The sequence below is a fragment of the Leptospira kanakyensis genome, assembly GCF_004769235.1.
Classification (GTDB): domain Bacteria; phylum Spirochaetota; class Leptospiria; order Leptospirales; family Leptospiraceae; genus Leptospira_A; species Leptospira_A kanakyensis.
Genome location: NZ_RQFG01000019.1, coordinates 169,243 through 194,579 on the forward strand (window position 1 = coordinate 169,243; position 25,337 = coordinate 194,579).

At 36.4% G+C, this 25,337-nt stretch carries 21 protein-coding genes; 15 read left to right on the forward strand and 6 right to left on the reverse strand.

Annotation, left to right across the window (positions count from 1 at the left end):
• Positions 1-2 precede the first annotated feature (2 nt).
• Positions 3-1,145 (forward strand): UDP-galactopyranose mutase, encoded by a 1,143-nt coding sequence (gene glf, locus EHQ16_RS15070; RefSeq protein WP_135632085.1) that lies wholly within the window; start codon positions 3-5, stop codon positions 1,143-1,145.
• On the opposite strand, the gene EHQ16_RS15075 is transcribed toward glf, so the two are convergent.
• Positions 1,137-1,874, reverse strand: coding sequence for a glycosyltransferase family 2 protein (locus EHQ16_RS15075; protein ID WP_135632086.1), 738 nt, complete (start codon positions 1,872-1,874; stop codon positions 1,137-1,139). The genes glf and EHQ16_RS15075 overlap by 9 nt on opposite strands.
• A gap of 159 nt (positions 1,875-2,033) precedes the next feature.
• Here EHQ16_RS15075 and rfbC point away from each other — a divergent pair, with 159 nt between their 5' ends.
• The 10 genes from rfbC (at position 2,034) to EHQ16_RS15125 (ending at position 13,468) form a co-directional block, all read left to right on the forward strand.
• A complete protein-coding gene (gene rfbC, locus EHQ16_RS15080; protein WP_135632087.1) occupies positions 2,034-2,585 on the forward strand; it encodes a dTDP-4-dehydrorhamnose 3,5-epimerase in 552 nt (183 codons plus the stop codon).
• 84 nt (positions 2,586-2,669) lie between these two features.
• Complete coding sequence (rfbB, locus tag EHQ16_RS15085) at positions 2,670-3,731, forward strand: dTDP-glucose 4,6-dehydratase (RefSeq protein ID WP_135632088.1); 1,062 nt, start codon at positions 2,670-2,672, stop codon at positions 3,729-3,731.
• Entirely contained in the window at positions 3,728-4,606 is an 879-nt protein-coding gene (gene rfbA, locus EHQ16_RS15090; RefSeq protein ID WP_135632089.1) for a glucose-1-phosphate thymidylyltransferase RfbA, read from the forward strand. The genes rfbB and rfbA overlap by 4 nt, the downstream gene beginning before the upstream one ends.
• Positions 4,607-5,488 (forward strand): dTDP-4-dehydrorhamnose reductase, encoded by an 882-nt coding sequence (gene rfbD / locus EHQ16_RS15095; RefSeq protein ID WP_425269957.1) that lies wholly within the window; start codon positions 4,607-4,609, stop codon positions 5,486-5,488.
• Between the two features lie 122 nt (positions 5,489-5,610).
• On the forward strand, positions 5,611-6,372 hold the full coding sequence (locus EHQ16_RS15100) for a glycosyltransferase family 2 protein (protein WP_135632091.1): 762 nt from the start codon (positions 5,611-5,613) through the stop codon (positions 6,370-6,372).
• A gap of 112 nt (positions 6,373-6,484) precedes the next feature.
• Entirely contained in the window at positions 6,485-7,240 is a 756-nt protein-coding gene (locus tag EHQ16_RS15105; protein ID WP_208742318.1) for a glycosyltransferase family 2 protein, read from the forward strand.
• Between the two features lie 268 nt (positions 7,241-7,508).
• Positions 7,509-9,185, forward strand: a complete 1,677-nt coding sequence (locus tag EHQ16_RS15110; protein WP_167482669.1) for an O-antigen ligase family protein — start codon at positions 7,509-7,511, stop codon at positions 9,183-9,185.
• A complete protein-coding gene (locus EHQ16_RS15115) occupies positions 9,182-10,324 on the forward strand; it encodes a glycosyltransferase family 2 protein (protein ID WP_135632094.1) in 1,143 nt (380 codons plus the stop codon). Before EHQ16_RS15110 ends, EHQ16_RS15115 begins: the two co-directional genes overlap by 4 nt.
• Before the next feature lies 1 nt (position 10,325).
• A complete protein-coding gene (locus EHQ16_RS15120) occupies positions 10,326-11,855 on the forward strand; it encodes an LA_3751/LA_3752 family putative glycosyltransferase (RefSeq protein ID WP_135632095.1) in 1,530 nt (509 codons plus the stop codon).
• A complete protein-coding gene (locus tag EHQ16_RS15125) occupies positions 11,855-13,468 on the forward strand; it encodes an LA_3751/LA_3752 family putative glycosyltransferase (RefSeq protein ID WP_135632096.1) in 1,614 nt (537 codons plus the stop codon). The genes EHQ16_RS15120 and EHQ16_RS15125 overlap by 1 nt, the downstream gene beginning before the upstream one ends.
• A gap of 11 nt (positions 13,469-13,479) precedes the next feature.
• Here the strand turns inward: EHQ16_RS15125 and EHQ16_RS15130 are convergent, their stop codons facing one another.
• Together EHQ16_RS15130 and EHQ16_RS15135 are read right to left on the reverse strand one after the other, a co-directional pair.
• Positions 13,480-14,931: a hypothetical protein gene (locus EHQ16_RS15130; RefSeq protein ID WP_135632097.1), complete on the reverse strand. Its 1,452-nt coding sequence runs from the start codon at positions 14,929-14,931 to the stop codon at positions 13,480-13,482.
• 266 nt (positions 14,932-15,197) lie between these two features.
• The gene (locus tag EHQ16_RS15135; RefSeq protein ID WP_135632099.1) at positions 15,198-16,760 is read right to left on the reverse strand and encodes a hypothetical protein; all 1,563 of its coding nucleotides are present in this window, start codon (positions 16,758-16,760) and stop codon (positions 15,198-15,200) included.
• A gap of 152 nt (positions 16,761-16,912) precedes the next feature.
• On the opposite strand from EHQ16_RS15135, the gene EHQ16_RS15140 reads away from it, so the two are divergent.
• Entirely contained in the window at positions 16,913-18,448 is a 1,536-nt protein-coding gene (locus EHQ16_RS15140) for a hypothetical protein (protein WP_135632100.1), read from the forward strand.
• 129 nt (positions 18,449-18,577) lie between these two features.
• Positions 18,578-19,582 (forward strand): glycosyltransferase family 2 protein, encoded by a 1,005-nt coding sequence (locus EHQ16_RS15145; RefSeq protein WP_135632101.1) that lies wholly within the window; start codon positions 18,578-18,580, stop codon positions 19,580-19,582.
• An 82-nt stretch (positions 19,583-19,664) separates the two neighbouring features.
• Here the strand turns inward: EHQ16_RS15145 and EHQ16_RS15150 are convergent, their stop codons facing one another.
• Positions 19,665-21,206, reverse strand: a complete 1,542-nt coding sequence (locus EHQ16_RS15150) for a phosphatase domain-containing protein (RefSeq protein ID WP_135632102.1) — start codon at positions 21,204-21,206, stop codon at positions 19,665-19,667.
• Positions 21,207-21,259: 53 nt separating this feature from the next.
• Between EHQ16_RS15150 and EHQ16_RS15155 the strand changes: the two genes are divergently transcribed.
• Both EHQ16_RS15155 and rfaD read left to right on the forward strand, forming a co-directional pair.
• Positions 21,260-23,032 carry a UbiD family decarboxylase gene (locus EHQ16_RS15155; protein WP_135632103.1) on the forward strand — a complete coding sequence of 591 codons (1,773 nt, stop codon included), beginning with the start codon at positions 21,260-21,262 and terminating at the stop codon, positions 23,030-23,032.
• Between the two features lie 57 nt (positions 23,033-23,089).
• Complete coding sequence (gene rfaD / locus EHQ16_RS15160; RefSeq protein WP_135632104.1) at positions 23,090-24,061, forward strand: ADP-glyceromanno-heptose 6-epimerase; 972 nt, start codon at positions 23,090-23,092, stop codon at positions 24,059-24,061.
• Between the two features lie 3 nt (positions 24,062-24,064).
• Here the strand turns inward: rfaD and EHQ16_RS15165 are convergent, their stop codons facing one another.
• A complete protein-coding gene (locus EHQ16_RS15165; protein WP_100790775.1) occupies positions 24,065-24,364 on the reverse strand; it encodes an ArsR/SmtB family transcription factor in 300 nt (99 codons plus the stop codon).
• A 150-nt stretch (positions 24,365-24,514) separates the two neighbouring features.
• Complete coding sequence (locus EHQ16_RS15170; protein ID WP_135632105.1) at positions 24,515-25,282, reverse strand: SDR family NAD(P)-dependent oxidoreductase; 768 nt, start codon at positions 25,280-25,282, stop codon at positions 24,515-24,517.
• Positions 25,283-25,337 lie beyond the last annotated feature (55 nt).

Genomic DNA, 25,337 nt, shown 5'->3' on the forward strand with positions numbered 1-25,337 from the left:
TTATGGACTATTCGAAATATTCAGTCATTGTTGTTGGGTCGGGTTTTTTTGGTTCGGTCATTGCGGAGAGAGTTGCTTCTGAATTAAAGAAAGAAGTTCTTGTAATTGAAAAACGAAATCATATCGGCGGGAACTGTTATTCGGAAGTAGACCCTGAAACTGGGATCGAATTTCATACTTATGGGACTCATATATTTCATACTTCGAATGTGAAGGTATGGGATTATATCCAAAAGTTTACAGAGTTTAACAATTATTATCACCAAGTCCTTACGACTTTTAAGAACAAAGTCTACCAAATGCCCATCAATTTGGAGACAATCAATCAATACTATGGTTTGAATCTAAAACCCTTTGAGGTGGAATCTTTCTTGGAAAAAGAAAAGGCCAAGGATCGTATTGATCATCCTCCACGCAACTTTGAGGAAAAGGCAATCTCCTTAATTGGACGTCCTTTATACGAAGCCTTTATAAAAGGATATACAAAGAAACAATGGAATAAAGATCCAAAGGAATTACCTGAGTTTATTTTAAATAGATTGCCAATTCGTAAAAACTATAACGAAAGTTACTATTATAGTCGTTGGCAAGGAATTCCCAAAGATGGTTATGGGAAAATTTTTGAAAGGATGCTTTCTAACCCTCTCATTACAACCGTTTTGAATACCAATTATTTTGATATTAAGGATCAAATTCCTAAAGATACAATTTTGATTTATAGCGGTCCAATTGACCAATATTTTGATTACAAGTTTGGTAAACTAGAATACCGAACCCTGCGGTTTGAAAAAGAATCCCACCCTTATGATGATTTCCAAGGAACGTCTGTGATGAATTATGCAGAGGAGACGGTTCCTTTTACTAGAATCCATGAGCCAAGACATCTCCATCCAGAAAGAACATACGGTAACACAACTCTTACTATTAAAGAGTTTTCTTCCCTGGATGATGGATCAAATCCTTATTATCCAATCAATGATAAGAGAAACACTGATTTGGTAAAAGTATATCGTAAAGAAGCAGATGCATTAGAAAACGTTTATATCAGTGGAAGGTTGGGTGATTACAAATACTTTGATATGCATGAGACCATTGATGCCGCACTGACACTTTTTGAAAATGGCATCCGTGAAAAATTAAAATAATCCGATTTTTCTTATACTAAATTTAATTAGTTCGTAAAACATCACAAGTCTCCCCCTGATGATTTGGAAGATGTTTCGTTTGGTTCCGCCGAGTCCCCTTAATGTAAAAGTGTTTTGGTGTCTGCGGTAGTAGATATATGGTGTTTCAACCAGGGTCACTTTTCCAGTTAACTCGGCTACGAGTCCGAGCCATAAGTCTTGTCCAATCTCTTTGGTTTTCGGAAAGGGAAGGGCATTCTCTAGAATCTTTCGACGGAAAGCCATACACGATCCGTAATAAGAACTTTTGATCACGTTTTTGAGAATGCCTTTTTTAGAGCCAAATATCTTAAAAAAAGAGGGGGCCGTAATATTCAAATTTTCATCAGTCACAATGGAATCATGTAAAACCAAATCGTAGGATTCTAAGATTGTATTAATCGTATTTACTTTGTTATCTAACCATACGTCGTCTTGATCAGAAAGATAAATATAATCTCCAGTAGATTTCTTTAGAGCATTTTGAAAATTTTGAATTGGATCTCTAAAGGTTTGGTATAAAAATAGTTGGATTCTTGGATCTTTGGCGGCGTAAGTTTGTAATATTTTGACCGTATTATCTGTTGAGGAATCATCGGATACGATGATCTCATCATTTTCTGCTAGTTGTTTGAGGATTGAGTTTAATTGTTCGGCAATGTATTTCTCACCGTTATATGTAGCCATACATACTGAAATTTTTGGTTTCATAGATGTTACTTCCAGTCTATTTAAGTTTCCTTATCTGAATACAAAATAAACTAAAAGTAAAGGTTCGTAGTGCTCTTTATTTCTTCTATTGACAACCCTTTCTAAGGAAAAGATCTTGTTCCCAGAGTTTGACAAAGGACATACCACTCATTTAAATATATGAAAACGAAAGAATTTCCCATTTCGGGGCCTGTTCTTATTTTCCCGACGGTTCATGGAGACGATAGGGGCTTTTTTTTGGAATCTTTTAAGGCATCCGAATATGTTTCTTTAGGAATTCCCAGTCTCTTCAGCCAAGATAACCATTCTAAATCAAATAAAAATGTTTTGAGAGGCCTTCATTACCAAGCCCCTCCGATGGACCAAGGTAAGTTGGTTCGAGTGGTCAAAGGATCTGTTTTAGATGTTGCCGTTGATATCAGAAAAAACTCGAAGACTTATGGGCAACACGTAGCAGTCATTTTAACAGAAAAAAACCATGAAATCTTTTGGGTACCTTCTGGATTCGCTCATGGGTTTCTCGTTTTGGAAGACAATACTGAATTTTTATATAAAGTCACAAATGAATATTCCAAGGAGTCTGAGGGGGGAATTTTATTCAACGATCCTGCTCTTGGAATCGATTGGGGTATCAGCACGGAGGCGTGCATTTTGTCCGATAAGGATAAAGTCCTACCTTTGTTAAAAGACTTTGTCAGTCCGTTTGTTTGAGCCGATGGAATTGAATGGAAATTTGAAAGTTAAAAATTCCATCATGAATGAAATCCCAGTTTTAAGGATAAAATAGTTTTAATCATGAAACAAAGAAAAATTTTAGTCACCGGTGGTGCTGGCTTTATTGGTTCAAATTTTGTTCATACAATTTTAGAATCTTCTGAAGATGTTTCTATTACCGTTGTTGATAAGTTAACGTATGCGGGAAATCTAAAGAATTTAGAAAAATGGAAAAATGATCCCCGATTCAACTTTATCAAGTTAGACATCACTGATAAAACTGAGGTATTTTCAAAGTTACAAAATGTTTCGGTAACAGAAATAGCTCATTTTGCTGCGGAATCGCATGTTGATAGATCCATTCTCGGCCCAGAAGAATTCATTAAAACAAATGTGATTGGCAGTTTTTATATGTTAGAGTTTGCGAGAACTCTTCATACTAAAAAAGAGCTAAAGGTATTTCTTCATGTTTCCACGGATGAAGTTTTTGGTTCCTTAAGTGCAGATGGAGCATTTACTGAAACGACACCTTATGCGCCAAACTCACCTTATTCGGCATCAAAGGCCGGATCCGATCATTTGGTGCGGGCATACTTCCATACTTATGGATTGCCTGTCATCACCACGAACTGTTCTAATAATTATGGACCTTTTCATTTCCCGGAAAAATTAATTCCGCTTATGATACTAAATTGTCTACAAGGTAAACCACTTCCAGTTTATGGAACCGGAGAAAATATTCGAGATTGGTTGTTTGTGAAAGACCATTGTCTAGCCATTGATTTGGTTATGCGAAATGGAAAATTTGGTGAAACGTATAATATTGGAACACGAAATGAAAAAAATAATTTGGAAATAGTTCATAGAATTTGTGAACTAATGGACAAAAAAAATCCAAGCGGTGCTCCTCATAAAAACTTAATTCAATTTGTTAAGGATCGTCCTGGTCATGATTTTCGTTATGCCATTGATCCCGCAAAAATTGAAACGGAATTGGGTTGGAAACCGAAATACCAATTTGATGAAGCCATTGAACAAACTGTAGATTGGTTTTTAGAAAACAAACCTTGGTGGGAAGAAATTCTATCTGGCGAGTATAACAAATATTATGAATCTCAATATAAGGAATTGAATTCAAAATGAAGGGAATCATTTTAGCCGGCGGCTCGGGAACTCGTCTTTATCCAGTAACTAAGGTGGTAAGTAAACAATTACTGCCTATTTATGACAAACCTATGATTTATTATCCGTTAAGTACTCTTATGTTAGCGGGAATTAAGGAAATTTTAATTATTTCGACTCCAGAATCAACACCTCTTTTTAAAGAGATGTTAGGTGATGGTTCTCAGTGGGGTATTTCACTTACATTTGAAGTGCAACCTTCGCCTGATGGATTGGCGCAAGCCTTTCTGATTGGAGAAAAATTTCTGAATGGGGGAGAACCTGCGGCTCTCATCCTTGGAGATAATATCTTTTTTGGGCATGGAATGGAAGAACAATTGAATGCTGCTGTTAATAAAAAAAATGGCGCCACTGTTTTTGCCTACCATGTCAATGATCCAGAAAGATATGGAGTTGTTGAGTTTGATAACGAACGACGTGCTGTTTCGATTGAAGAAAAACCATTAAAACCTAAAAGTAGTTATGCGGTGACAGGGCTTTATTTTTACGATTCTAAGGTCGTTGAATATGCAAAACAAGTTAAACCTTCAAAAAGAGGTGAACTTGAAATTACAGATCTAAATAAGATATATCTAGAAAAAGGAATTTTAGATGTTCAACTTATGGGTAGAGGGTATGCCTGGCTTGATACTGGAACTCATGAGTCACTCTTGGAAGCTTCTACATTTGTAGAAACTGTGGAAAGGCGGCAAGGTTTAAAGATTGCTTGTCCTGAAGAAATTGCCTATCGCAAAGGTTATATTACTAAATCGGAATTAGAGAAATTGGCCGAACCATTAAAGAAAAATGGATATGGCCAATATTTGATTCGAATTTTAAGTGAAACAATCTACTGATTGGTTGTCAAATTAGCTGAATTGAATATGAAAAAAATCCTTGTTACTGGATCCAATGGTCAATTGGGATCTGAACTTCGTTTGTTGTCGGAGAAAGAAAAGAACTTTAATTTCGAATTTGTGGATCGATCTGTATTGGATTTATCCTCTGAAAAGAGCATTAAAAACTTTTTTTCTAAATCTAAAGATTATTTTGCCATCATCAATGCGGCAGCGTATACAGCCGTTGACTTAGCAGAAAAAGATGAAAAAAACGCTGAGTTGGTGAACGTAAATGGAGCTAAAATATTAGCGGGTTATGCAAAAACTCTAGGTGCAAAGTTCATTCATGTTTCTACTGATTTTGTCTTTGATGGAACTCATTTTCGTCCCTATAAGGAAACTGCTGTCAAAAATCCAATATCTATTTATGGCAAAACAAAGTCTGCTGGAGAGGATCAGGTTTTAGAAGAAAATCCAGATTCTATCATCATTCGAACTTCTTGGGTATATTCAAAGTTTGGAAAAAATTTCTTTAATACAATTGCGAAGTTGGCCAAAGAAAGAGAAAACCTTCGAGTCATTGATGACCAAATTGGTACCCCTACTTGGGCAGGCGATTTAGCGCGTGTTTGTTTTCTTGCTACCTCTACGGCAAAATCTGGAATTTATCATTTTTCTAATGAAGGTGTGGCAAGTTGGTTTGACTTTGCCTATGCGATCGTATCTTCCTTGGGATATCCTTGTAAGGTGATTCCCATTGCCACAGAAGACTATCCTACGGATGCAAAACGTCCACCTTACAGTGTTTTAAGTAAACAGAAGTTTCGAGAAAACTTTGAATTTGAAAATGTACACTGGAAACAAAGATTGCAAGAGTTAGTAAGAGAAATTATCCAGTAGAGGATAGGGATTTCCTTTGTTTAAAGACTCCAGAGTTTTTAAATTTATACTCTTATTGCGTTTTCGATTTTGTTTAATTTGTCTTTAAAATTTACCAGTTCTTTTAAAATGTAGTCAATTTTATGCCTAAAGTATCTGTCATTATGCCCGCTTACAATGCAGTTTCTTATCTTGAGGAATCTGTTCGTTCGCTCACCAGCCAAAATTTTAAAGATTGGGAGCTCCTTCTTGTGGATGATTGCTCCAAAGATGATACAGCAATTTTGGCAAAAAAAATAGCTGCCTCTGACTCTAGAATTCAATTTATTCCCAAAGAAAAAAACTCAGGTTCTGCTGACACACGTAATACAGGAATTAAGTTGGCAAAGGGTGAGTTTATTGCCTTTTTGGATGCTGACGATTTATGGGAACCGAACTTTTTGGAAACCATGATTCCCTTTATGGAAAAGAATCATTCTCCGTTTTCCTTTGCCTCTTATCGAATAGTGGATGAAAATGGTTTTGAATTTTGTGAACCATTTCTTGTCAAAACAAAAGAGTATTCTTACAGCGATCTCCTGCATTACAATCGGGTCGGGTTACTCACTGCTATTTACCATGTTCCTAGTGTAGGGAAGAAGTTCTTTGACCCAAGTTTAAAAAGTTTGAGAGACGACTATGCTCTTTGGTTGGATATTTTAAGAGATGGAAAAAGAGCCTTTGCCAATTCTGAGGTATTGGCTCGTTATCGTGTACGGCGTGGAGCTGCTACATCTAACAAGAAAAAAGTGATGTTAGCTCACTTCCGAATGTTAAAAAATCGTGAAAAAATATCCACTTTTTATGCCTTCTTCTTAACATTGGTTCATGGATTTTTGGGACTTCGCAAATATAGAAATAAGTAACCAAAGTTTGATTTCGTGGATTCGTTTTTACCGCTTGACTTTCACTTATGTTTGTAATTTTTAGATAGTAACTATGGTCGCTAGACGTAATCAGTTAAGTTCAGAGAAGTCAATTAAGACATCCTTAATTATCCCAATTTATAATGAGTCCTCACATCTAGAGGAGTTCCTAACTAAGGTTGATTCCCTTCAATTGTCCACTAAAAAGGAATTAGTTTTTATCGACGATGCTTCGCGTGACAACTCTTTAGAAATTCTAAAGACCTTTCGTTTTCGATCGGAACATAAAATTTTGATTCAGGAAAAAAATCAAGGGAAGGGGGCTGCCCTTCACAGAGGGATTGCGGAAGCAAGTGGAAATATCATTATCGTTCAGGATGCTGATTTTGAATACGATATGGACGAAATTCCTATGTTAATTGAACCACTAGCCAATGGAAAGGCGGATGTTGTGTTCGGTTCTCGCTTTAAAAAAGATGGTCGTCAGGTTCACCGTACTTTCCACTACCTGATCAATCGAATTTTGACCATACTTTCTAATTTTTTAAGCGGTCTTTATTTAACTGATATGGAGACTTGTTACAAAGCCTTCAGGGCGGAGATTGTTCAAAATATCAATTTGGAATCAAAAAGATTTGGATTTGAGCCTGAGATTACAGCAAAGTTAGCTCGTCTTAAAATCCGCGTTCAGGAATTCCCCATATCTTATTATCCAAGAAATTATTTAGAAGGAAAGAAAATAACTTGGAAAGATGGAGTGGCGGCGCTTCGCCATATACTATACTTCAATCTTATCGTATCAAAGAAAAGTTTCTTTCATAAGTCGATGCCAGATAAATACATTCCTAAAACTGCCAATTGGCTTTAAAATGCAGAGAGTTCTTTTTCTCCTTTTTGACTTTTTATTCTTTATAGGTTTTTTAAGTCTTTTTTTTGGAGAAACAAATCAGAAGTTTTTTAGAAACGATGCGATTGGTTTAGGAGTTTTTCTTTTTTTAATTTATTTTTTTTGGAATTTAAGAAAAAGAAAATACTCCTTTCTTTCTTTTTTTCATCTCCTATTTGTTATTTTATTATCCAACTTTGTTTTTTTTAAATTAGCAGAGTATGATCCCATTCAGCTGTTGCCAGAAAAATTGGCAATTAAGCTAACTATGTTCTTTTGGGCCTGCGTCCTACTTTATTATCATACAAAATCTTCAGAAAAAGAATTCCTAACTTTCGGTAGTATATTAGCAGTCCTTCCTTGTTTTGTGACTTCCAATTTTATGAGTTATCCAGTGGTTCCTATTGGATTCGCACTTGCTTTGGTAATCCGAAACCAGGAATCCATTTATGAAAATTTCACCTGGCTTTTGCTTTTATCTACTTTCGCATTTGTTTACTGGATCATCAAAGACTGGTATGACGACTTTGCTTTAATCAGAATTTTGTTACTTTTCGAAGTGATGGTTTTTGTTTCTTTCGCTAGAACTTGGAAAGATTCTATGAAACAAACCATCGTGGATGGCCTACTTTTGGTGTTTTTGATTAACGCCGTCATTTTGGCTATTAAGATGTTTCTGGAACCAAATTTTAGAATTAGTAACTATCGTGAGGACTTATTCCTAATTCCGGTGAGCCTAATAGGATCAAATTCCTTTTTAGTATTGGGTCTTGCTGTTCATTCCATCAGGTCTGAAAATCGTTTTAAAAATTTATTCTATTTTGCTGTTCTAATCTTTGCTTCTCTTTTACTAATGATTTCCGTTTCAAGGATTTCCATTTTGTCTGTAGGGTTACTTGCTTTTATCATTATCTGGAACCAAAGATCAAGGTCAGTAAGAAAGTTTCTTTCGATTTTCGCAGTCCCTGTGATTGTGGTTTACCTAATAATTTTACTTTATTCAGAAAAAACTTTATTTGATCTAGGAACTATTGGAATCCGATTTTCTATATGGAAACTTCATCTGTTTTCAACAATTGCAAATGCACCATTGTTTGGACTTGGGTTCAATCCAGAGAAAATCATTCCATTTTTAGACATTAGATATTTATCTTTAGCTGACTTTCGTTTTGTCCAGGACTATATCATTCATTTTCATACCTTTCCATTGGCGCACAATTTGTATTTTCAGATATTAAGTTCAGTTGGCATTGTCGGGCTTTTACTCTTTTTTTATTTTCTTCTCATCTATTTGTTTCGTTTTGCGAAAAGTCATTCTGAGTATTCAGCCAAAGATAAACTTTTGTTTTTTATACTTATAGTTTGGCTAGTTCATGAATTTATGGACTTCAGTAGTTTAGAAGTGGCAAATGTCTTTTTTTGGGGAATGGTTCTTGTTGGGATTAATAAAACAAACAAAAATGAAAGTAATCAATCCAAACCAATCAAACAGATATTTTCGAAAACTTTTTTAGTTTTTTCGCTTTTGATGCTTATCTCATTCTCTTTACGTTTCGGGTTTGTGGAACAATCAATCTTTAAATACCACAAGGACGTACAACTTTCTACTTTTTATGAATTTCAACCAAAGAACACTGGTTTTGTAAAAAAAATTGAAAATCAAAACTTAAGTCTTTTGAAAAATTGGAAAATACAATTTCTTGGTGCAAGATATTTTTTTCTGGAACTTGCATTAGCAAAAAATACTGAGTTAGAACCTAGTTTACTTGTGCAATGTTTTCAGACTATGCCTCGTCAGGAACTCTGCGCAGCAAACCTAATGACCTATGTTTTAAAACAAAAGAATATGGATAACGCATTGATTCTGAGCCGTTATCTCCTATCAGCAAAAGATCCATTTGGAATCTATACTCGGGACTTTTTATGAAAAAAAAGAAATCAGTCACATTCGTAATTCCTTGTTTAAACGAGGAAAAAACTTTACCTTTTGTTTTGGAAAAACTTATTACCATCCAGAAAGATTATAAAAGTACTTATGATATAGAAATTTTGGTTTCAGACAACGGCAGTGCGGACAAATCAGTTTCCATTGCAAAAAAGTTTGGAGCAACCGTTGTTTCTGCCAAGGAAAAAGGTTACGGCTCAGCTCTTGATACCGGAATACGAAATGCAAAAGGTGAAATTATTGTTTTTGCCGATGCAGATGATACATATGATTTTTTAGAATCTCCGGCCCTTATCGAAAAGTTAATTGAGACAAATTCGGATATGGTGATTGGCTCTCGTTTGGATGGAAAGATCCACAAAGGAGCAATGCCTTTTTTACACCGGTATTTAGGAACTCCGGTTATAAATTGGATTATCAATTTGCTTTATGCCAAAAAAACAAAAATTCGAGATTCAAATTCTGGTTTTCGTTGTTTTAAAAAAGAAAGTTACCTGCTCTGGAACGTAAAAAGTAAGGGGATGGAGTTTGCGTCTGAGCTTCTAATCAAAGCTTTGATTCATGATTCTGCTATGTATCACGTTCCTGTTTCGTTATACCCAGATAAGGTTGGCAGAATTCCTCATTTGCGCACATGGCGTGATGGAATGAGGCACTTACTCAGAATTTTGTTTTATGGTTCTCATTTGTTTGAACGAACAGGGATTATCATTTTTGTCCTTGCTTGGTCACAACTTCTGATTTCGGTTTTTGTTGGGAAAGTAATCTCCGTATTTGGTGCCAATTTTTATGGATTACACTCTATGTTATTGTTTTCATTTCTTTCGGTTCTTGGCCTTACACTTTGGGGGACAGGACTTCTCATTGCAACAAAACAAGTTAAGATAAGCACTGTTTATCAATTCATTTTGTCAATGGAAGAAGACAGACTTTTTTTCGTGCTTCTTAGCGGTTTGGGCATCATTGCTTTAGCTATTGTATGGATTTTTATTCAGTGGCAAAAGTCGGGATTTGTTTTTATCAATTTTGAACGTGAATTTATTGTAGCCACTAACCTAAGTTTAACTTTGCTGATATTTGGATTACAAGCCGTTACAGCGCATATCATAAAACGAGACTAAAATGGGTTTTCCCAAAAGGGTTTGTATTTATTTTTTTATCATTTTAATCCCATTGTTTTATCGATGGAAGTGGAATGATAGTTCTGTTTTTATCTCTAGCGATCCTGAAATCAAATACTATCAAGTATTAAATAGTCTAGCAGGTGGTTCCGCAGAAGAGTGTTATTTCCCTGCAAAGGAACTGGGTTTTGAAGTATCAATGATTCCATTTGGATATCCTTGGGCTTTCTTTCTAAAAAATGGGAATTGTGTTTTTCAGTATCCAGTTTTGTTTACTTGGATTCAAAAGTTAATTTTACTCGTTGTATCGATTAAGTGGATCACTTATATTCCAATATTTTTCTTTTTTTTAAATTTTCTTCTTTTGGATCGGATCTTAAATAAATATGAAAAAAGGGGAATTTTTATTCTTCTTTCTACTATATTCATTCAATGTTTAACACCAATATTTCTTTCTTCACTGGATTATTCGGAACTCACTTTAACAAATTTTTTCCTTTTAGCGGCCATTCTTTCTTACCTTGAATTTCAAGATAAAAGTGAATTTCGATATGGTTTACTTTTGGCCGTTGCCATTGTTTTTAATTTCCAACTCCGGCCGGAGTCATCAATAGCACTCATTATATTTTTAGGAATTTCATTTGTTAAAACTCAGAATCAAATTAGTTTAATTAAAAAATTAATTCCTTATATTTTATTATGTATTGGATTACAAACTTTATTCTTTCTCTGGAACCATGATGTATATGGACATTTCCTTGGTATGAGAGGATTGAATACCGTTACAGATATGGAGTCGGGAAATTTACAGAGGGATCTCGGTAGGGAATGGATTGCCGATCTATGGGGTAATGATTTTAAAATTGGAATTTTTAAAGGTTATCCAATTCTTTTTTTGGCAACACTTCCGTTATGGTGGGAAAAAAAATCTGCAATATTTCCATTTCTTATTTCTGGTGTAGTCTTCATTCTTTTGTTACCTATTATATCTCCTTACCGAGCTGGTGTGGATATATTTGGGATGCGATATTTTGAGAGTGGTATTTACATATTAATGATCGGAGTTTTTCTCTCCTTAGGAAAAAAACAGTTTAAGTTCCCTGTTTATCTCCTTTTTTTACCATTGGTATATTTTTCATATAAGTCGGATACAAGGGCAATCAAACAATGGTCGTCTTCGGCAAAGTTATACCATCAAGTAATGGATCAGATTGACCAGATCAATCCAGATCTAATTGTACAACGTGGTTTATCTATTTCTTATTTAGTGGGTTATAGTTATGTAAAATACCCGCAACTTGCAATATATTCCAATGATGACTGGTTAAAAATAGAGAATCAGCTGCAAAATAAAGCTCCGAGGATTTTGTATTTAGAGTGGGAAGGCAATCAATTGGTTAATGCTGAATTTCCCTCTGCCATTTGGAAGGAAAAGTTTGATATCAATTTTAATTTAAATCCTGTGAAGTATAAAATTCATTCAGAATATTCCTTAGCACATTTTAAAGGGTCTCTTTTAGAAAAGAAGTAATGAAGAACCCTATGGATTGGTTAAACAAAGTTCAACAATTACTCATTAGTAAAAATTTTCTTCTGTTTGTATTGGTTTTATTTGTCGGTAATTTGGTTTATAAGAGGATTGTTTGGGATAGTGGGATCAGTCCATTAATACAGTCTGATTCTCAGATCAAACTTTATCAAACTATAGAATACAGAGATAGGGGGATTCATTCCCATCAATGTTTTGCCAAACATCAGGATTTTGATGAAAACTATAGATTTTATCCTTTTCGATATCCATGGACTGTTTTTACTACAGATGACTTCGGTATAAAACACTGTGTTTTTCAATATCCTAGTTTTTTTGCTCAAACGTTTGCTTTATTACCGATACCGTATCGATTGTTCAATGGAATCATACTTCTTTTATATCTGATTTTAGGTTTCTTTGTTGTATTAAGTGTTCGATCTCTTTTCGAAATTAAACAAACTAACTATTTGGCTTTAGCGGGTCTTTTGTTTTTGGTCGGATATGGAATTTCAAGTGCCATTGAATTTTCTGAAAGTATCCCTGCACAATTGCTGTTATTATCGTTTTTCTTTGTGGTGTTTCGATTAGAAAATAATCAATACATATCTTTACCTTTCCAGTTTTTGTTTGGGTTTTTTGGAGCTGTTTCGATATTTCTCCGTTCCGAATCACTAATGTTTATTGGAATTCTTGGATTAATGGTTCTATATCGTAACCGAAAGAAGTTTTTCGTTTCTTTAGTTAAGTATATGCCATTAATCATTGGATTTATTTTGGCATTCGCATTGCTCGGATACTACAATTTCACTGAGTTTCAGGAAATCTTAGGTGTTCGAAGTAAAGTTAGTTTTGCCGATTTTTCGAGATTGGATTTAAATCATCGATTTCACTTAATCCAAGAGTTCTTTTTGGGAAATGCAGACCGAATTGGTTTTATATTCTACTGTTTTCCTATCTTGATTCTGATCGTTTATTCATGTTTTAAATTAAAATTATCACAGCTTCAGAAATTGATTATCACTGTAACTCTAACATCCTTTGTTACTGTTGTTATTCTTAGTCCATATTCTTCAGGTGGTTTGTATTTAGGTTTACGATTTACGGAATTCTCTTATTTACTATTTTCCATATTCGTAATCTCCTTACTTTCTACTATATCTATACAAAAAGAACGACAAATTGTTATTCTTTTGATCCTGCTTCAAATTGGGTTAGGTCTCTATCACGTAAGAAGAAATTTTAAAACGATAGATTTTGTTAAAAAATATCATGAGATTTTTCAGGCAAAATTAAGTGAACAACCTGACTCGCCAGTAGTTCACTTAAGTGTATTTGATTTGCTCTTAATTTCTGATTCGTTCTTAAAAAAGCCACATTGGATTGCAAACAAACAATCTGAATTTAATACTTTAGAATCAAAGTTTATGAAATCTGGAGTAAAAAAGTTTCAGGTTTTCTTTTATGATTTTAAACCACCTAAAGATGATAATGTGACTGAGGGATTCTATGAGGAATGGATTGATACTAAATATGAGATACGTTCAAATTATTATCAAAAAGTTTCGGATGAAGAAATTGCCGGATTTAGACTGATGCTTTGGGAAAAAAAATAAAATGATTCAGTTTACTTATAGTAGAGATCACAACCTTTTAAAGGTGTCGTTTTATTTTTGAATTTTTCTTTTACAAAAACTTGAAGTGGCAAAATAAAATCCTGATTTAGTGATTCGTCTTTGTCTGCCGTTTCTAAAGTAGTATCATTACACCATTGAATATATTTCACATCTTTTACCTCAAACATAACCTTCGAAATATCAACGGCAAAGTTTTTAGAAAATAGCGGATCAATATAGTTTACAGGTTGTACATATTCTGTCGGACTGAGTTGGTTCAAAAAAATGTAAGTGGCGTGTACTCCGCTGGCTACAAATACAGTTCCTTCTCCCAAGCTCTTTATTTTATCAGCAATAATCCGACTATGATCTGGAATGTGTGAAAGGTCTTTTTTCCACCGGATGCTAATCGAGTTCCAAGAGTATAAGACCAAAACTAAAGCAAAAAGCGACAGCTGCCATGATACTTTTCTAGCAGGTGTTGCAAGAATTGCCAGTGGTGGTATTAGTGCCAAGAAATAGTGTTGGAAATAATAACCTGTATAACTTGCTCCAAGAAGAGCCGTGAGTGTTAGGGCCACTAAAGCAATTTTATAGGAAGAAAATTTTCGATCAGAAAGTAAGGTTATAAAACCAAGGAAAAGCAGAGGCCAAAAAAGCCTGAGTAGAACTCCGAAAGGAAAGCCTATGGTTTCATTTGGTTGGTGTTTGGAAGATACGGTTAAGAGGGCATCAAAAAATTCTTGTGTGTGCCCAAGAAAAAAATAAACCAAAATACTCGTACCAATAGGAATGATAAAGGTACTCATTTCTAGACAGACTTGGAAAAGGGAGGTGGATTTGGATCTTTTCCAAAGGGCGTACATTCCCAAGAATACAACATCGAAAAAAATTATGTATTTGATTAAAAAGGCAAAACCCAAAAAGAAAAAGGAAGTTGCTTTTGAATTCTTTCGAAAAAACAAAGAAATCCCAAGCCATTCATAGAATAAAAAGTATATTTCCGAATTGGCTGACAAACCTGATGACAATCTAGAAAAAAAATACAATACTAGGATTCCACAAAACAACCTCTGGATCCAAGTTTGATTTTTCACAAAAGTAGAAACTACCATTGCTAAACCGAGGAGATGGAGAAAAGAAGTCCACCGTAAGACCTCTGTATCATAAGGCAAAACTAACAAAGAAACGGCATGGATCAAATAAATGCCAATAGGTTTGATATCCCAAAGATCTAAATAAGGAATTTTTCCGAGTAGGATGCCTTTGCCAATGATGAAGTAGGTAATTTCGTCCCAGTCCAAAACAGAGACGGGGAAGGTAAAATATCGAAATGTATATCCAAAGAGCCCAAGGACTATCCCTAAGCTAAGAACCTGTGGTATTTTCAGTTCCCGATTCTCAAAAAGATTTGTTACAAAGACAAAACAAGATCGGAGTAATTTTACTATTTCAGATTTCACTTATGATCCTATGAATAGATATTTTAGAATCTTATCCTAAGTCTACTGAATTTCGAATCTTTGTTTTTTTCTTTTTCATTTTGGATTGTATTCAAATACTTCTAACTCTCCTAACGTAAGGATGGCATAAGGAGTCGTCTTATTTACCCTTAATTCTAAGTGATCTGTATTCCAATCTTGTATGTGGATATTCATAGATGGAACCAAAAATAGCAAACCAGTCTGAAAGTATTCGAGTGCATTTAAGGCGTAAATATCTTTTGATATCATTGATGTGTACAGTTTGTTCTGGATAGATTTGGGTGAAATGGTAAGTTTTTGAAATCAATTGATTTTGCAAAATTACTTTCATAAGAGCAACTGTTCCAGAGTGAAACCATTTCTTTTTGATTCGCACCAAAATACTGGACGTAAAAAGAAAAAATGAGAAGGGTTGAAACCACAATTTGATAGATGCGATTTTTCCAAATGGCAAGTGGGATCATAGAAAATGTTAAAATGGAATAGAGATTGATATCGGTTAAGAACCGAGCACCATAGGAATGACCTCCTTCCCAATATACATATTTTGCATAAAACAAAACTAAAAAAACTTCAGGCAAAAGAAGGCAAACGAACAAACCTTTATTTTTAATTTTGGGAAAGTAGAATAGTGGCAAAAGTAAAATTGGAGAAAAAATATAATATCCGAATCCTGGGCTAAAGGTTAGGCCAAATAGTCCTTCCCACAAGGGTTTCGAAAATAAATCAGAATGACCAACATAGGAATAAGCAATCTTGTGTAACGAATATCCACCCAAAAAATGTTGGTAGTAGGAATCGTTTAATAAACCGAAAAACAAAAGTGTAATTGAAAAAGAAATGAGTGCTAGGAAGAAAGACCATTTGAATTTTTTAAATTTTGTGATTAACACTACCACGGGAAAGGTTAATAGGAAAATTGAACTTGGTCTTGAATAAATTAATATTCCCGCAAAAAGACCAATGAGTAAAAATCTAAGATGATGATTGTTTTCCAGAAAAACTAAGTATAAAATCAAACCAAGTAAAAACTCAATGATTGTATGTTGCCATAATCCTTGGGACGAATTTGAGAAATGGGATGTACATAAAGAATAAATAACTACGTACAAAAAAGATATCGCTTTTGAATTTGAAAATGGCTTTAGGCGAAGAATTAAATAAAGCAAAAAGGATGTTGCTGTGGCAAGGATTGCAGCACTGAAACTTTCCAACCGGTAGATAGTTGGTAAAACAAAAAGAATCGAACTTGTATTTTCATAATTCATTTTTGGAATTATGGGATGGAAAAAAGAAAATGTTTTATAAATCAGAAAGTTAAAAAAACCGGGAGTCCAGGGATAGGTAGGTAAAATTTCATTGGTTCCAGGGACTAAGAAGTAGGGTGCAACTAAGAATCCTTTTTCTTTTGGATGGGGAAGGTTTGTCATTTGTCCTTGGAGTGAAGTTAAATCGTTTTCACTAAGGAGAGTGGTAGAACCCTGATCCAAAAACAAATCAAATTTGAAATTGGTAGAAGGGTCCAACCAAAGTGGAAAGAATCGCGAAGGAATCAAATCGGATGAGGGAATTGGGTTTGTAAAAGATAGATAAAAGACAAAAAGAGAAACAAATTTTAGCAAAGTGTTACCGTTTTTCGAAAATAAAAAATAAATTAACAAACCCAAGGTGGTAAAACGGGCAAATTTGGGAGAGATAAAAAAACTCCCTGTATATAAGTAAAAAATAGAAATAAAAATCAAAAAGATGACTGCGGGAATGTATAAGAATGGTTCTATTTTTTTAGTTGTAGTCGACAAGTCTGACATAGGAAATTTTTATCAGTTTTGTAATGATTCTTCTTTTTTGCTATCTTTTTTAAACAGTTGTTAGATTTTTTCCAAACTTATCTGGAACAAAGAGTTCCCAATTTGAATTTTGAATACACAGTTTTTATACCTGTTATGGAGTATGTCGAGAAATGAATATTACAGATCTGAAGGATTCCTTTGCCAAAATGAAAGTTTTGAATTTGAAAAAACCAGAGACCCAAGTGTTGGGTCTTTTTCTATCTTTTGTCCTTCTCTATTTTTTCGTGAATGTATCTAACTTTTTGGGCGAGTATTATTTTGTCACAGATCTAGCTGCCAATGATTTTCAAATTATGGAAATCCTAAATGGGAGGATTGCTTATGGCCCATACTCAAGGTTTCAGTTCAACCATCCAGGCCCTGTATATTTTTACTTTTTAGCTTTCGCTGAAAAACTGTTTTTCTTTTTTGATTCCGCTTATGCCCGTTATGTTTTTTTCACCTATTTATTGAACAGTTTTTGTATTGGTTTTGTATTTTACCAACTGACAAAAATTTTTAAATCTCCATGGGCTGCGGTTTTCTTATGGATTTCTAGTTTTTTTGTATGGAAGAGTTTAGGGTTTGGGTTTCTGTTTGAGACTTGGACACCATTCGTGATGATTTGTCCTTTTCTTGTATTCATTTTTTCTGTTGCCAACTTATCCGAAAGAAAGTGGTGGTATTTACCCGTTTTTTTATTCACTGGTTCTTTTTTATTTCAGATAAACATTATGGGAGCTGTCCCTTTTGGAACTGGATTCCTTTTTATTATTTATTCCGTTTTTAAGGAAAGAAAAACAAACCACTGGAAGGTGAAGGATCTGAAGTTTCCGCTACTAGTTTCTGGTTTGTTATTGTTCGTTGTTTGGCTTCCTGTCCTCATCGATTTTTTTCAAAATTTTCCCGGCAATATCAGCAGTGTTTTGAAATATTTGCTAAAAGGTGGTGGGAACAAAAAACCAGTCGAAGTTTTTTCTTTTTTAAAAACGATGTTGGATTCTATTTTCCCTTTGCCCTATGCTGGATTCTTTTACGGACTCATCATTCTCCTTCCATTTTGGAAACCTGACGGTTTCAATTCCTTTGCCCTAAGACTTCGTAATTTTAGTTTTGTATACACTGTTGTCATTTTACTTACCCTGTTTCGGATGAAAGGCCCGATTGTCCCCCATCTTTACTGGCATTTTGATTCAGTGATTGCGGTTCAGATTTTTCTTGTTTTGATGGTTTTTTTCCAGAAACAAATCAGTGCGGAATGGAAACCAAAACAATTTGTTTGGTTTGTTTTACTGATTGGTTTTAGTGTTTTTTTGTATGGGAAGGAACCGGCAAAGGATAGAAATTTATCTGTGAAAGAATGGACAAATGCCATTCATCATATTGATGATCAGTTTGTTTTGCATTGGGACTCGAATCCTAAAGATTTTCCGCAAGGGAATTTAGTTTTGGGTGTGGCTTCGGCTTTAAACAGGGAAGGTAAAAAAGTTTGTTTTACCGAACCTTGGTTATTCCTTGTCCCGCGTACTTATCATTGTAGCCCAGAAAATTTAAAGTCTTACACCTTCATTCAGTTTGAAACGCAAGAACTTTCTACCCCAGTTCTTGCACGGGAAGGAAATCGAATTCTATATTTAAATTCCTCTGTAAAGATCCAAAAGAATTAAACTTTTGGAATTAGAGTTTTGCTTCTGAAAATTAATTTTGGAAGCAAAATGTAGTGGTCTTAAAGGTAGGTTTTCTTTTATTTTCTCTTTAGCACATAATTCCTTTCGAAGAATCAACATATCTTAAATATGCATTATTATCTTGTCCCTAGAAAAAAACCAAGTCTTCTCTCCTTAATCATTCCTTGTTATAACGAGGAAGAAGTTTTAGACATTCTAAAAAAAAGGTTAAGAGAAACTATCTTTAAATTTCAAGTTAAAACGGAAATCATTCTTGTGAATGATGGTAGTTCTGATTTGACCATCGTTGGTTTGATGCAATGGGCAAAAGAAGATGCAAATGTTCGTGTCATATCACTTGCTCGTAATTTCGGCCACCAAATTGCTGTGACTGCTGGGATGGACCATGCGCGTGGTGATGCTGTGGTAGTGATGGATGCCGACTTGCAAGATCCTCCTGAAATCATTCTGGAAATGTTAAAAAAATACGAAGAAGGTTATGACGTAGTTTATGGGCAGAGACTAGCTCGTTCCGGAGAATCTTTTTTTAAGAAAGTAACTGCGTGGGCTTTTTATCGCCTTATGAAAATTTTAGTTCATAAAGACCTTCCTTTGGATTCGGGAGATTTTCGCCTGATCTCTAGGCGATGTTTGGATGCATTGAATGGGCTTCGTGAGAACCATCGTTTCCTCCGAGGGATGAATGCTTGGATTGGTTTTCCACAGACTCCTGTTTATTACAATCGCGATCCACGGGTAGCTGGTGAAACCAAATACCCATTACAAAAGATGTTAAAATTGGCAATGAATGCTGCTGTTTCTTTTTCTCCTTTGCCTCTTCGTTTTAGTTTGGGACTTGGGATTGTGGTAGCTGTGATTGGTTTTGCCGTTGGTGTTTATGCACTCTTTCGAGCCTTCCAACATTTTATTTTGCAAATGCCAATTGTTTATAATCCTGGTTGGGCCACCATCGTGACTTTGATCTGTTTGATTGGAGGATCGATTTTGATATCCATTGGGATCTTAGGAGAATATGTAGCCCGAATTTTTGAGGAGTCGAAAGGCAGACCTCTTTATGTGATTGAGTTTACAGAAGGGATTCGTGTCCAAAAATCTCCAGTCAAAAAAAGATAAAGAAGGATTGTTCCTTACCTTTACCTTTTTTTAAATTTGATAAGAACATTTGTTTTACCTTGCAATGTTCTTTGTTTTTGATTTAAGACCGAAAGGCAGAAACCAAACCTTCTTTTAGTTTTTGCCTTGTCCCTTCTGCTGATTTTGGGATGGTCAATTCTTCTAATAATTTCAATAAAAAACTTTCATCCACTAGTTTCCCTTCCAATACCTTCCCAATCATTCCCGCCACCACCGCTAGGATCTGTTCGATTGTTAGATATCGTTCTGATTCTAGAATGATCCCCATTCCCAAAGCTCCCTCTGTTCCATAAAACGCTTGTCCCTTGGCAAAAAGGGAGTCATACATTCCCACCGGTAACGCATCCTTTACTTTTTCACGCATTTCTACTTCACCTGGCCCGTGGCCCGTGCGGTTGATGAGGCTGAGAGATACTGGGTTCGTTGTTCCATGTATTCTGTGGATTTCTTCGGCAAGGAGGCGAATTTTTTTAGCTGCATCCCTTGTGATGGCATCGCGACCGAGGAAATTTAGTTTGTATAAATATTCTTCTAATTCATCTCCGTTTAGTTTCCCCATACAGATGACTTGGTAAAGAGTAAAGATCATATAATCCGATTCTGTATTGTCACCGAGTAAAATTTCTTTGGCTTCTGTGGGAAGGTAGATGCGGTCATAAAGAAGGATGGAGAGTTTATAGGACATTTGGTCGAATAAACTTTGGTAAGAAGCACCTAAGAATTTTTTTGTTCGCGACCAAGCGGGCCTAAATCCGTTCTGCAAAAATTCGATAGGGTTAAAGATGGTTCCGAGTACTTTGTCAAAAACACCTTTGATGGTTCCTTCCAAATATTTTAAATGTAAGGATTCAGTTTGAATTCCGTCTTTGGCGATGGTTGCAAGCATGGTGCGGCGAAAGAAATGAGGACTGGCAGAGATAAAAGCAAGAGGGGCATTGGAGAGGGATGTGCGAAGTTCTCGGTAAAGTTCCGGCATTCCTGGAAGCGCCTGTTTTTGATTAGGTGTTTCGAATACTGCAGTGAATTTCCCTTTTCCGGAATGGATGTCTGTGGCGAGGTAGGTTTGGTCGATATCAGAGGTCACAACCATTCCTTTATAGTCCTCTGCAAGAATTCTAAGTTTCCCTTTTCCAACAATCGTAGTTTTTCCTAAAATAGAATCTTCGGTTGTGTTTAAATGGGCCAAGTCTTTGGAGTATTGTCGAAAACTATCTAGGCCTTCGAGTACAACTTGGAAGTCGTGAAATCCAACTGGCAATTTGTCTCGAATCTCGCAGGAAAAAAATCCATCTTCGTCGGCCTTGATTTTCCCTGAGGTGTAAATTTTATTTCCACCCACATCATACACTTCTAACTTTAATACTGGTTTTCTGACGGGAGCCAAAGAGAAATCTAAGAAGGGGGTGATTTTTGTTTCTTCCCCAATAAAAAGTCCAGTGACAAGATCCCAAAGGCCTTCAGCTTTCATGAGATCGGTAATCCCCACATCCACCACTTGTCCGCGCACATAAGAACGCCTCTCTCTTCCTAAAGATCCTCCGCAGACAGCAATTCTTTTGATATCGGTAATGATTGGTTGTGTGGTATTTGGTTCTTGGGACATAGAATTTATGCCCTTAAGAGTTTAAGAAAACAAGGAGCCGTCCATTCCTTTTTATGGTTTCACTACGATCCACCAATGATTTTGTCCGACTTTTGCAAACGGAGGGAGAACTCCGTGTGATTTCTGAACCCGTGGATCCTTACCTGGAACTTGCGGAGATCCAGAGGCGTGTTGTGGCCAAAAAAGGCCCGGCCCTTCTTTTTACCAATGTCAAAGGGACAAAGTTTCCGGTAGCAACCAATCTCTACGGATCTGAAAAACGAATTCATTTAGCCTTTGGCCCAAAACCCGTTGCGACCATCCAGCGTCTAGCCAAACTTGCGAAGGAGATTTTCCCTCCTAGGTTTTCGAAACTTTGGAAGGAACGTTCTCTTGGACTTTTGCCCTTCCAAGTGGGTTTAAAACAGGTGAGAAGGGCTCCGGTTCTCTCTGGCGGCCTAATCACAACCGCCGAGTTACCCCAAGTGGTATCTTGGCCGAAAGACGGAGGAGCTTTTGTCACCCTTCCTTTGGTTTATACCCAACATCCGGAATCAGGGAATGGAAACTTAGGTATGTACCGTGTGCAATTATTCGGCGATAAAACCGTAGGCATGCATATCCAAATCCACCGGGGAGGTGGCTTTCATTATTATGAAGCGGAAAAAAAAGGAGAGTCCCTTCCTGCGCACGTATACATTGGTGGACCACCTGCCTTAACGATTGCTGCGGTGGCACCACTTCCAGAAGAAATCCCGGAACTTGTATTTGCTTCCTTTTTAATGGGTGAAAAACTCCGGATGAAAAAAGACAAATCGGTATCCCCATACCCAATCGTTGCTGATGCCGACTTTGCTCTGATTGGGAAGATCCCTCCTAAACTTAGAAAACCGGAAGGCCCATTTGGTGATCACTATGGATACTACTCTTTGTTACACGATTATCCTTATCTAGACCTAACACATGTCCTTCATAGAAAGGATGCGATCTGGGCTGCGACAGTGGTAGGAAGGCCTCCCCAAGAAGACCATTACATCGCTGAGTTTTTACAGGATTTACTTTCTCCGATGTTCCCACTTGTCATGCCACAGGTGCTTGGTGTCTGGGCCTACGAAGAATCTGGTGTTCATTCTCTTGCCGCAGCGATTGTGAAGGAAAGATACTTCCGAGAAGCCTTTATGGGAGCTCTTCGCATTCTGGGAGAAGGGCAACTTTCACTCACAAAATGTTTGCTCGTAACCAATGAACGAGTGAATCTAAAAAACTTTTCAGAAACATTTAAAGTCATCACAGAAAGATGTGATCCGAAAACTGACTTTTTTATTTTTAGCAATATCAGTCAAGATACACTCGATTATACCAGTGGAACGGTAAACAAAGGGAGTAAGATGTTATGGATGGGAATTACAGAAGCCAATGCACCTTTAAAATATCCTAACCTTCCTCGTGAATTTTCAGGTCATTTTAAAGACAAACGTTTCCAAAATCCCAAAGTGTTTTTACCGGGAGTCCTTGTGGTTCAGGGATCTGCTTATACAAAAGAGGACCAGTTGGCGACAACTTTGTTACAGGAAGATCTAGGACGTTTTCATTATGTATTTCTTGTGGATGATTCAGAAGATGCAGTAAAAACTGATTCTGATTTTATTTGGACAATGTTTACAAGAATGGAGCCGGCCTCCGATGTCTATGCGAGAACGGAAACAAAACATAACCATATCGCGTACGCAGTTCCTATTGTATTTGATTGCCGGATGAAACCTTGGATCCCGGAAGTTCTTGTTCCTCTTTCGGAAACAGTAAAATTAGTGGATACAAAGTTTGGAAGGATGATCGACTCCGTCTGACTTTTAAAAAAAAGTGAATAGAAAGAAACCTTAGGTATAAAAAACTAAAAAGAAGACATGGCAAAAAAACTAACCTTAGTCACTGGCGGTGCGGGCCTGATTGGTTCGCAAATTATAGAAGATCTCAATCAAAACGGGAATACCGATATTTTGGTCGTGGATCATTTGGGGACAACAGAGAAATGGAAAAATCTCCAAAGGAATTTTTTTAAGGACTACTATGAGAAAGATCAATTTGAATCTTTTTTAGATTCCGGAAATTCAATCTTAAACGAGATATCTGAAATTTACCATTTGGGTGCTTGTTCTGCCACAACGGAAAAAGATGCCACTTACTTAATGCAAAATAACTTTCATTATACGAAGAAATTGGCAGAGTTTGCTGTCGCAAAAAATATTCCATTTCTTTACGCCTCCAGTGCTGCCACTTATGGGGAAGGTGAGTATGGTTATGACGACAAAGCCCCAATTGAAAATCTAAAACCGCTCAATATGTACGGCTATTCCAAACAACTATTCGATCTTTATGCTAAAAAAGTAGGCATCGCCGATAAACTCGTTGGACTCAAATACTTCAATGTTTTTGGATACGGGGAAGCCCATAAGGGAGAGATGCGTAGCCTTGTTTTGAAAGGTTACGAACAAATCAGAGACACGGGAAAATTAAAATTATTTAAGTCTTACAAACCGGAATACAAGGACGGGGAACAAAAAAGGGATTTCCTCTACGTCAAGGACGCTAGTAAAATCAGCATTTATTTACTTTCTGAACGAAAGTACGGATTGTACAATGTGGGACGAGGAGTTGCCGAAACTTGGAACGATTTGGCGAACGCTTTGTTCGCTTCGATGGCCAAACCGGTGAATATTGAGTATGTAGATATGCCAGATTCGTTAAAGGGCAAATACCAATACTATACCTGTGCGGAAATGGAAAAGATCACCCAAACAGGATATCCCTTCGGTTATACAAACCTAAGGGATGCAGTGGCTGAATACATTCGTTTCCTGGGAGAGGAAAAGAACTAATGTTTACTTTTTGTACACTTTTACAATGGTTTGGATTAGATCTTTGAACTTAGGATCTTTCAAACTGTAAAATACTTGGTTCGATGATTTACGAGACTCTAAAATTCCGTTATTTTTCATCTTACTTAGGTGTTGGGATGCCGCAGATTGGCTAGTTCCTAACAATTCGACAAGCTGACCTACCGTTTTTTCTTCTTTCGCTAAGGTATAAAGAATCAAAAGGCGGATTGGGTGGGCTATCCCTTGAATTCCTTTAATCGCTTGTTCCAATTGTTGTTTGGTGAGTTCTGTTTTTATTTTCATCAGTAAGAGTTCCGTTATATCCTTATGACGAATATGTATTGTATTTACCTACGAAATTTTTTTCGTTTGTAAAAAAAATGACAAGAATTTGGAAAGAGGGCCTCTACCCTCGTGAATTTTTTTCGAGGGTAGGGTAGACATTAATCGAAGTTAGATTCGAACACCACCGGAAATTTCTAGAACTACGCCCGTCACCAAATCATTAGAAATGATAAACTCAGCTGTAGATGCAATTTCATCCGGTTCTCCGAGCCTTCCCACAGGGATGATGGATTTCCATTTTGCAAGGGCTTCCGGATTCATGTCTTTTAAAACCATTTCGGTTCCAATAAATCCCGGTGCGATCCCTGCCACTCGGATTCCAAACTTTGCAAGTTCTTTTGACCAAGTCACAGTCATTGCCGCAACACCGGCTTTTGCAGCGCTATAATTCGTTTGGCCTGAATTCCCATGCATAGCGATGGAGGCAATGGGGATGATCACTCCCTTCTTTTGTTCCACCATCTTTGCTGCCGCTTCGCGTGCCGTAAGAAACACACCTGTTAAGTTTACATCAATGACCGATTGCCACTGGTCGATTCCCATTTTGCCTTTTACTTTTCCGGTTTCTTTGTCGACTCGGATGAGGAGACCATCACGTAAAATTCCGGCATTGAGAATCGCTACGTCCAAACTGCCTTGGAAAGCTGCCGCTTCTTCGATGAGACGGATGCTGTCTTCTTCTTTGGCGACATTGGCAACAATACCTGTAGTTTTGATTCCTTCTTTTTGAAAGAGAGCTACGGTTTCGTCCAATTTGTCTTTTTGGATGTCTGAGAGTATGATATTGGCACCTGTCTTACCCAAACGGTAAGCCATTGCTTTTCCGAGGCCACCGGCAGATCCGGTGACGAGAATGTTTGCACCTTTTAATTCCATGTCCACCAGTTTCGAAAATGGCAAACAGGCGGTCGATACAAATCTAAATGAGTAG

Bases quoted from the DNA above. Each gene is read 5' to 3' on its own strand.
- glf (WP_135632085.1), top strand. From the start codon at position 3: ATGGACTATTCGAAATATTCAGTCATTGTTGTTGGGTCGGGTTTTTTT.
- EHQ16_RS15075 (WP_135632086.1), bottom strand. From the start codon at position 1,874: ATGAAACCAAAAATTTCAGTATGTATGGCTACATATAACGGTGAGAAA.
- rfbC (WP_135632087.1), top strand. From the start codon at position 2,034: ATGAAAACGAAAGAATTTCCCATTTCGGGGCCTGTTCTTATTTTCCCG.
- rfbB (WP_135632088.1), top strand. From the start codon at position 2,670: ATGAAACAAAGAAAAATTTTAGTCACCGGTGGTGCTGGCTTTATTGGT.
- rfbA (WP_135632089.1), top strand. From the start codon at position 3,728: ATGAAGGGAATCATTTTAGCCGGCGGCTCGGGAACTCGTCTTTATCCA.
- EHQ16_RS15100 (WP_135632091.1), top strand. From the start codon at position 5,611: ATGCCTAAAGTATCTGTCATTATGCCCGCTTACAATGCAGTTTCTTAT.
- EHQ16_RS15115 (WP_135632094.1), top strand. From the start codon at position 9,182: ATGAAAAAAAAGAAATCAGTCACATTCGTAATTCCTTGTTTAAACGAG.
- EHQ16_RS15120 (WP_135632095.1), top strand. From the start codon at position 10,326: ATGGGTTTTCCCAAAAGGGTTTGTATTTATTTTTTTATCATTTTAATC.
- EHQ16_RS15125 (WP_135632096.1), top strand. From the start codon at position 11,855: ATGAAGAACCCTATGGATTGGTTAAACAAAGTTCAACAATTACTCATT.
- EHQ16_RS15135 (WP_135632099.1), bottom strand. From the start codon at position 16,760: ATGTCAGACTTGTCGACTACAACTAAAAAAATAGAACCATTCTTATAC.
- EHQ16_RS15140 (WP_135632100.1), top strand. From the start codon at position 16,913: ATGAATATTACAGATCTGAAGGATTCCTTTGCCAAAATGAAAGTTTTG.
- EHQ16_RS15145 (WP_135632101.1), top strand. From the start codon at position 18,578: ATGCATTATTATCTTGTCCCTAGAAAAAAACCAAGTCTTCTCTCCTTA.
- EHQ16_RS15150 (WP_135632102.1), bottom strand. From the start codon at position 21,206: ATGTCCCAAGAACCAAATACCACACAACCAATCATTACCGATATCAAA.
- EHQ16_RS15155 (WP_135632103.1), top strand. From the start codon at position 21,260: ATGGTTTCACTACGATCCACCAATGATTTTGTCCGACTTTTGCAAACG.
- rfaD (WP_135632104.1), top strand. From the start codon at position 23,090: ATGGCAAAAAAACTAACCTTAGTCACTGGCGGTGCGGGCCTGATTGGT.
- EHQ16_RS15165 (WP_100790775.1), bottom strand. From the start codon at position 24,364: ATGAAAATAAAAACAGAACTCACCAAACAACAATTGGAACAAGCGATT.
- EHQ16_RS15170 (WP_135632105.1), bottom strand. From the start codon at position 25,282: ATGGAATTAAAAGGTGCAAACATTCTCGTCACCGGATCTGCCGGTGGC.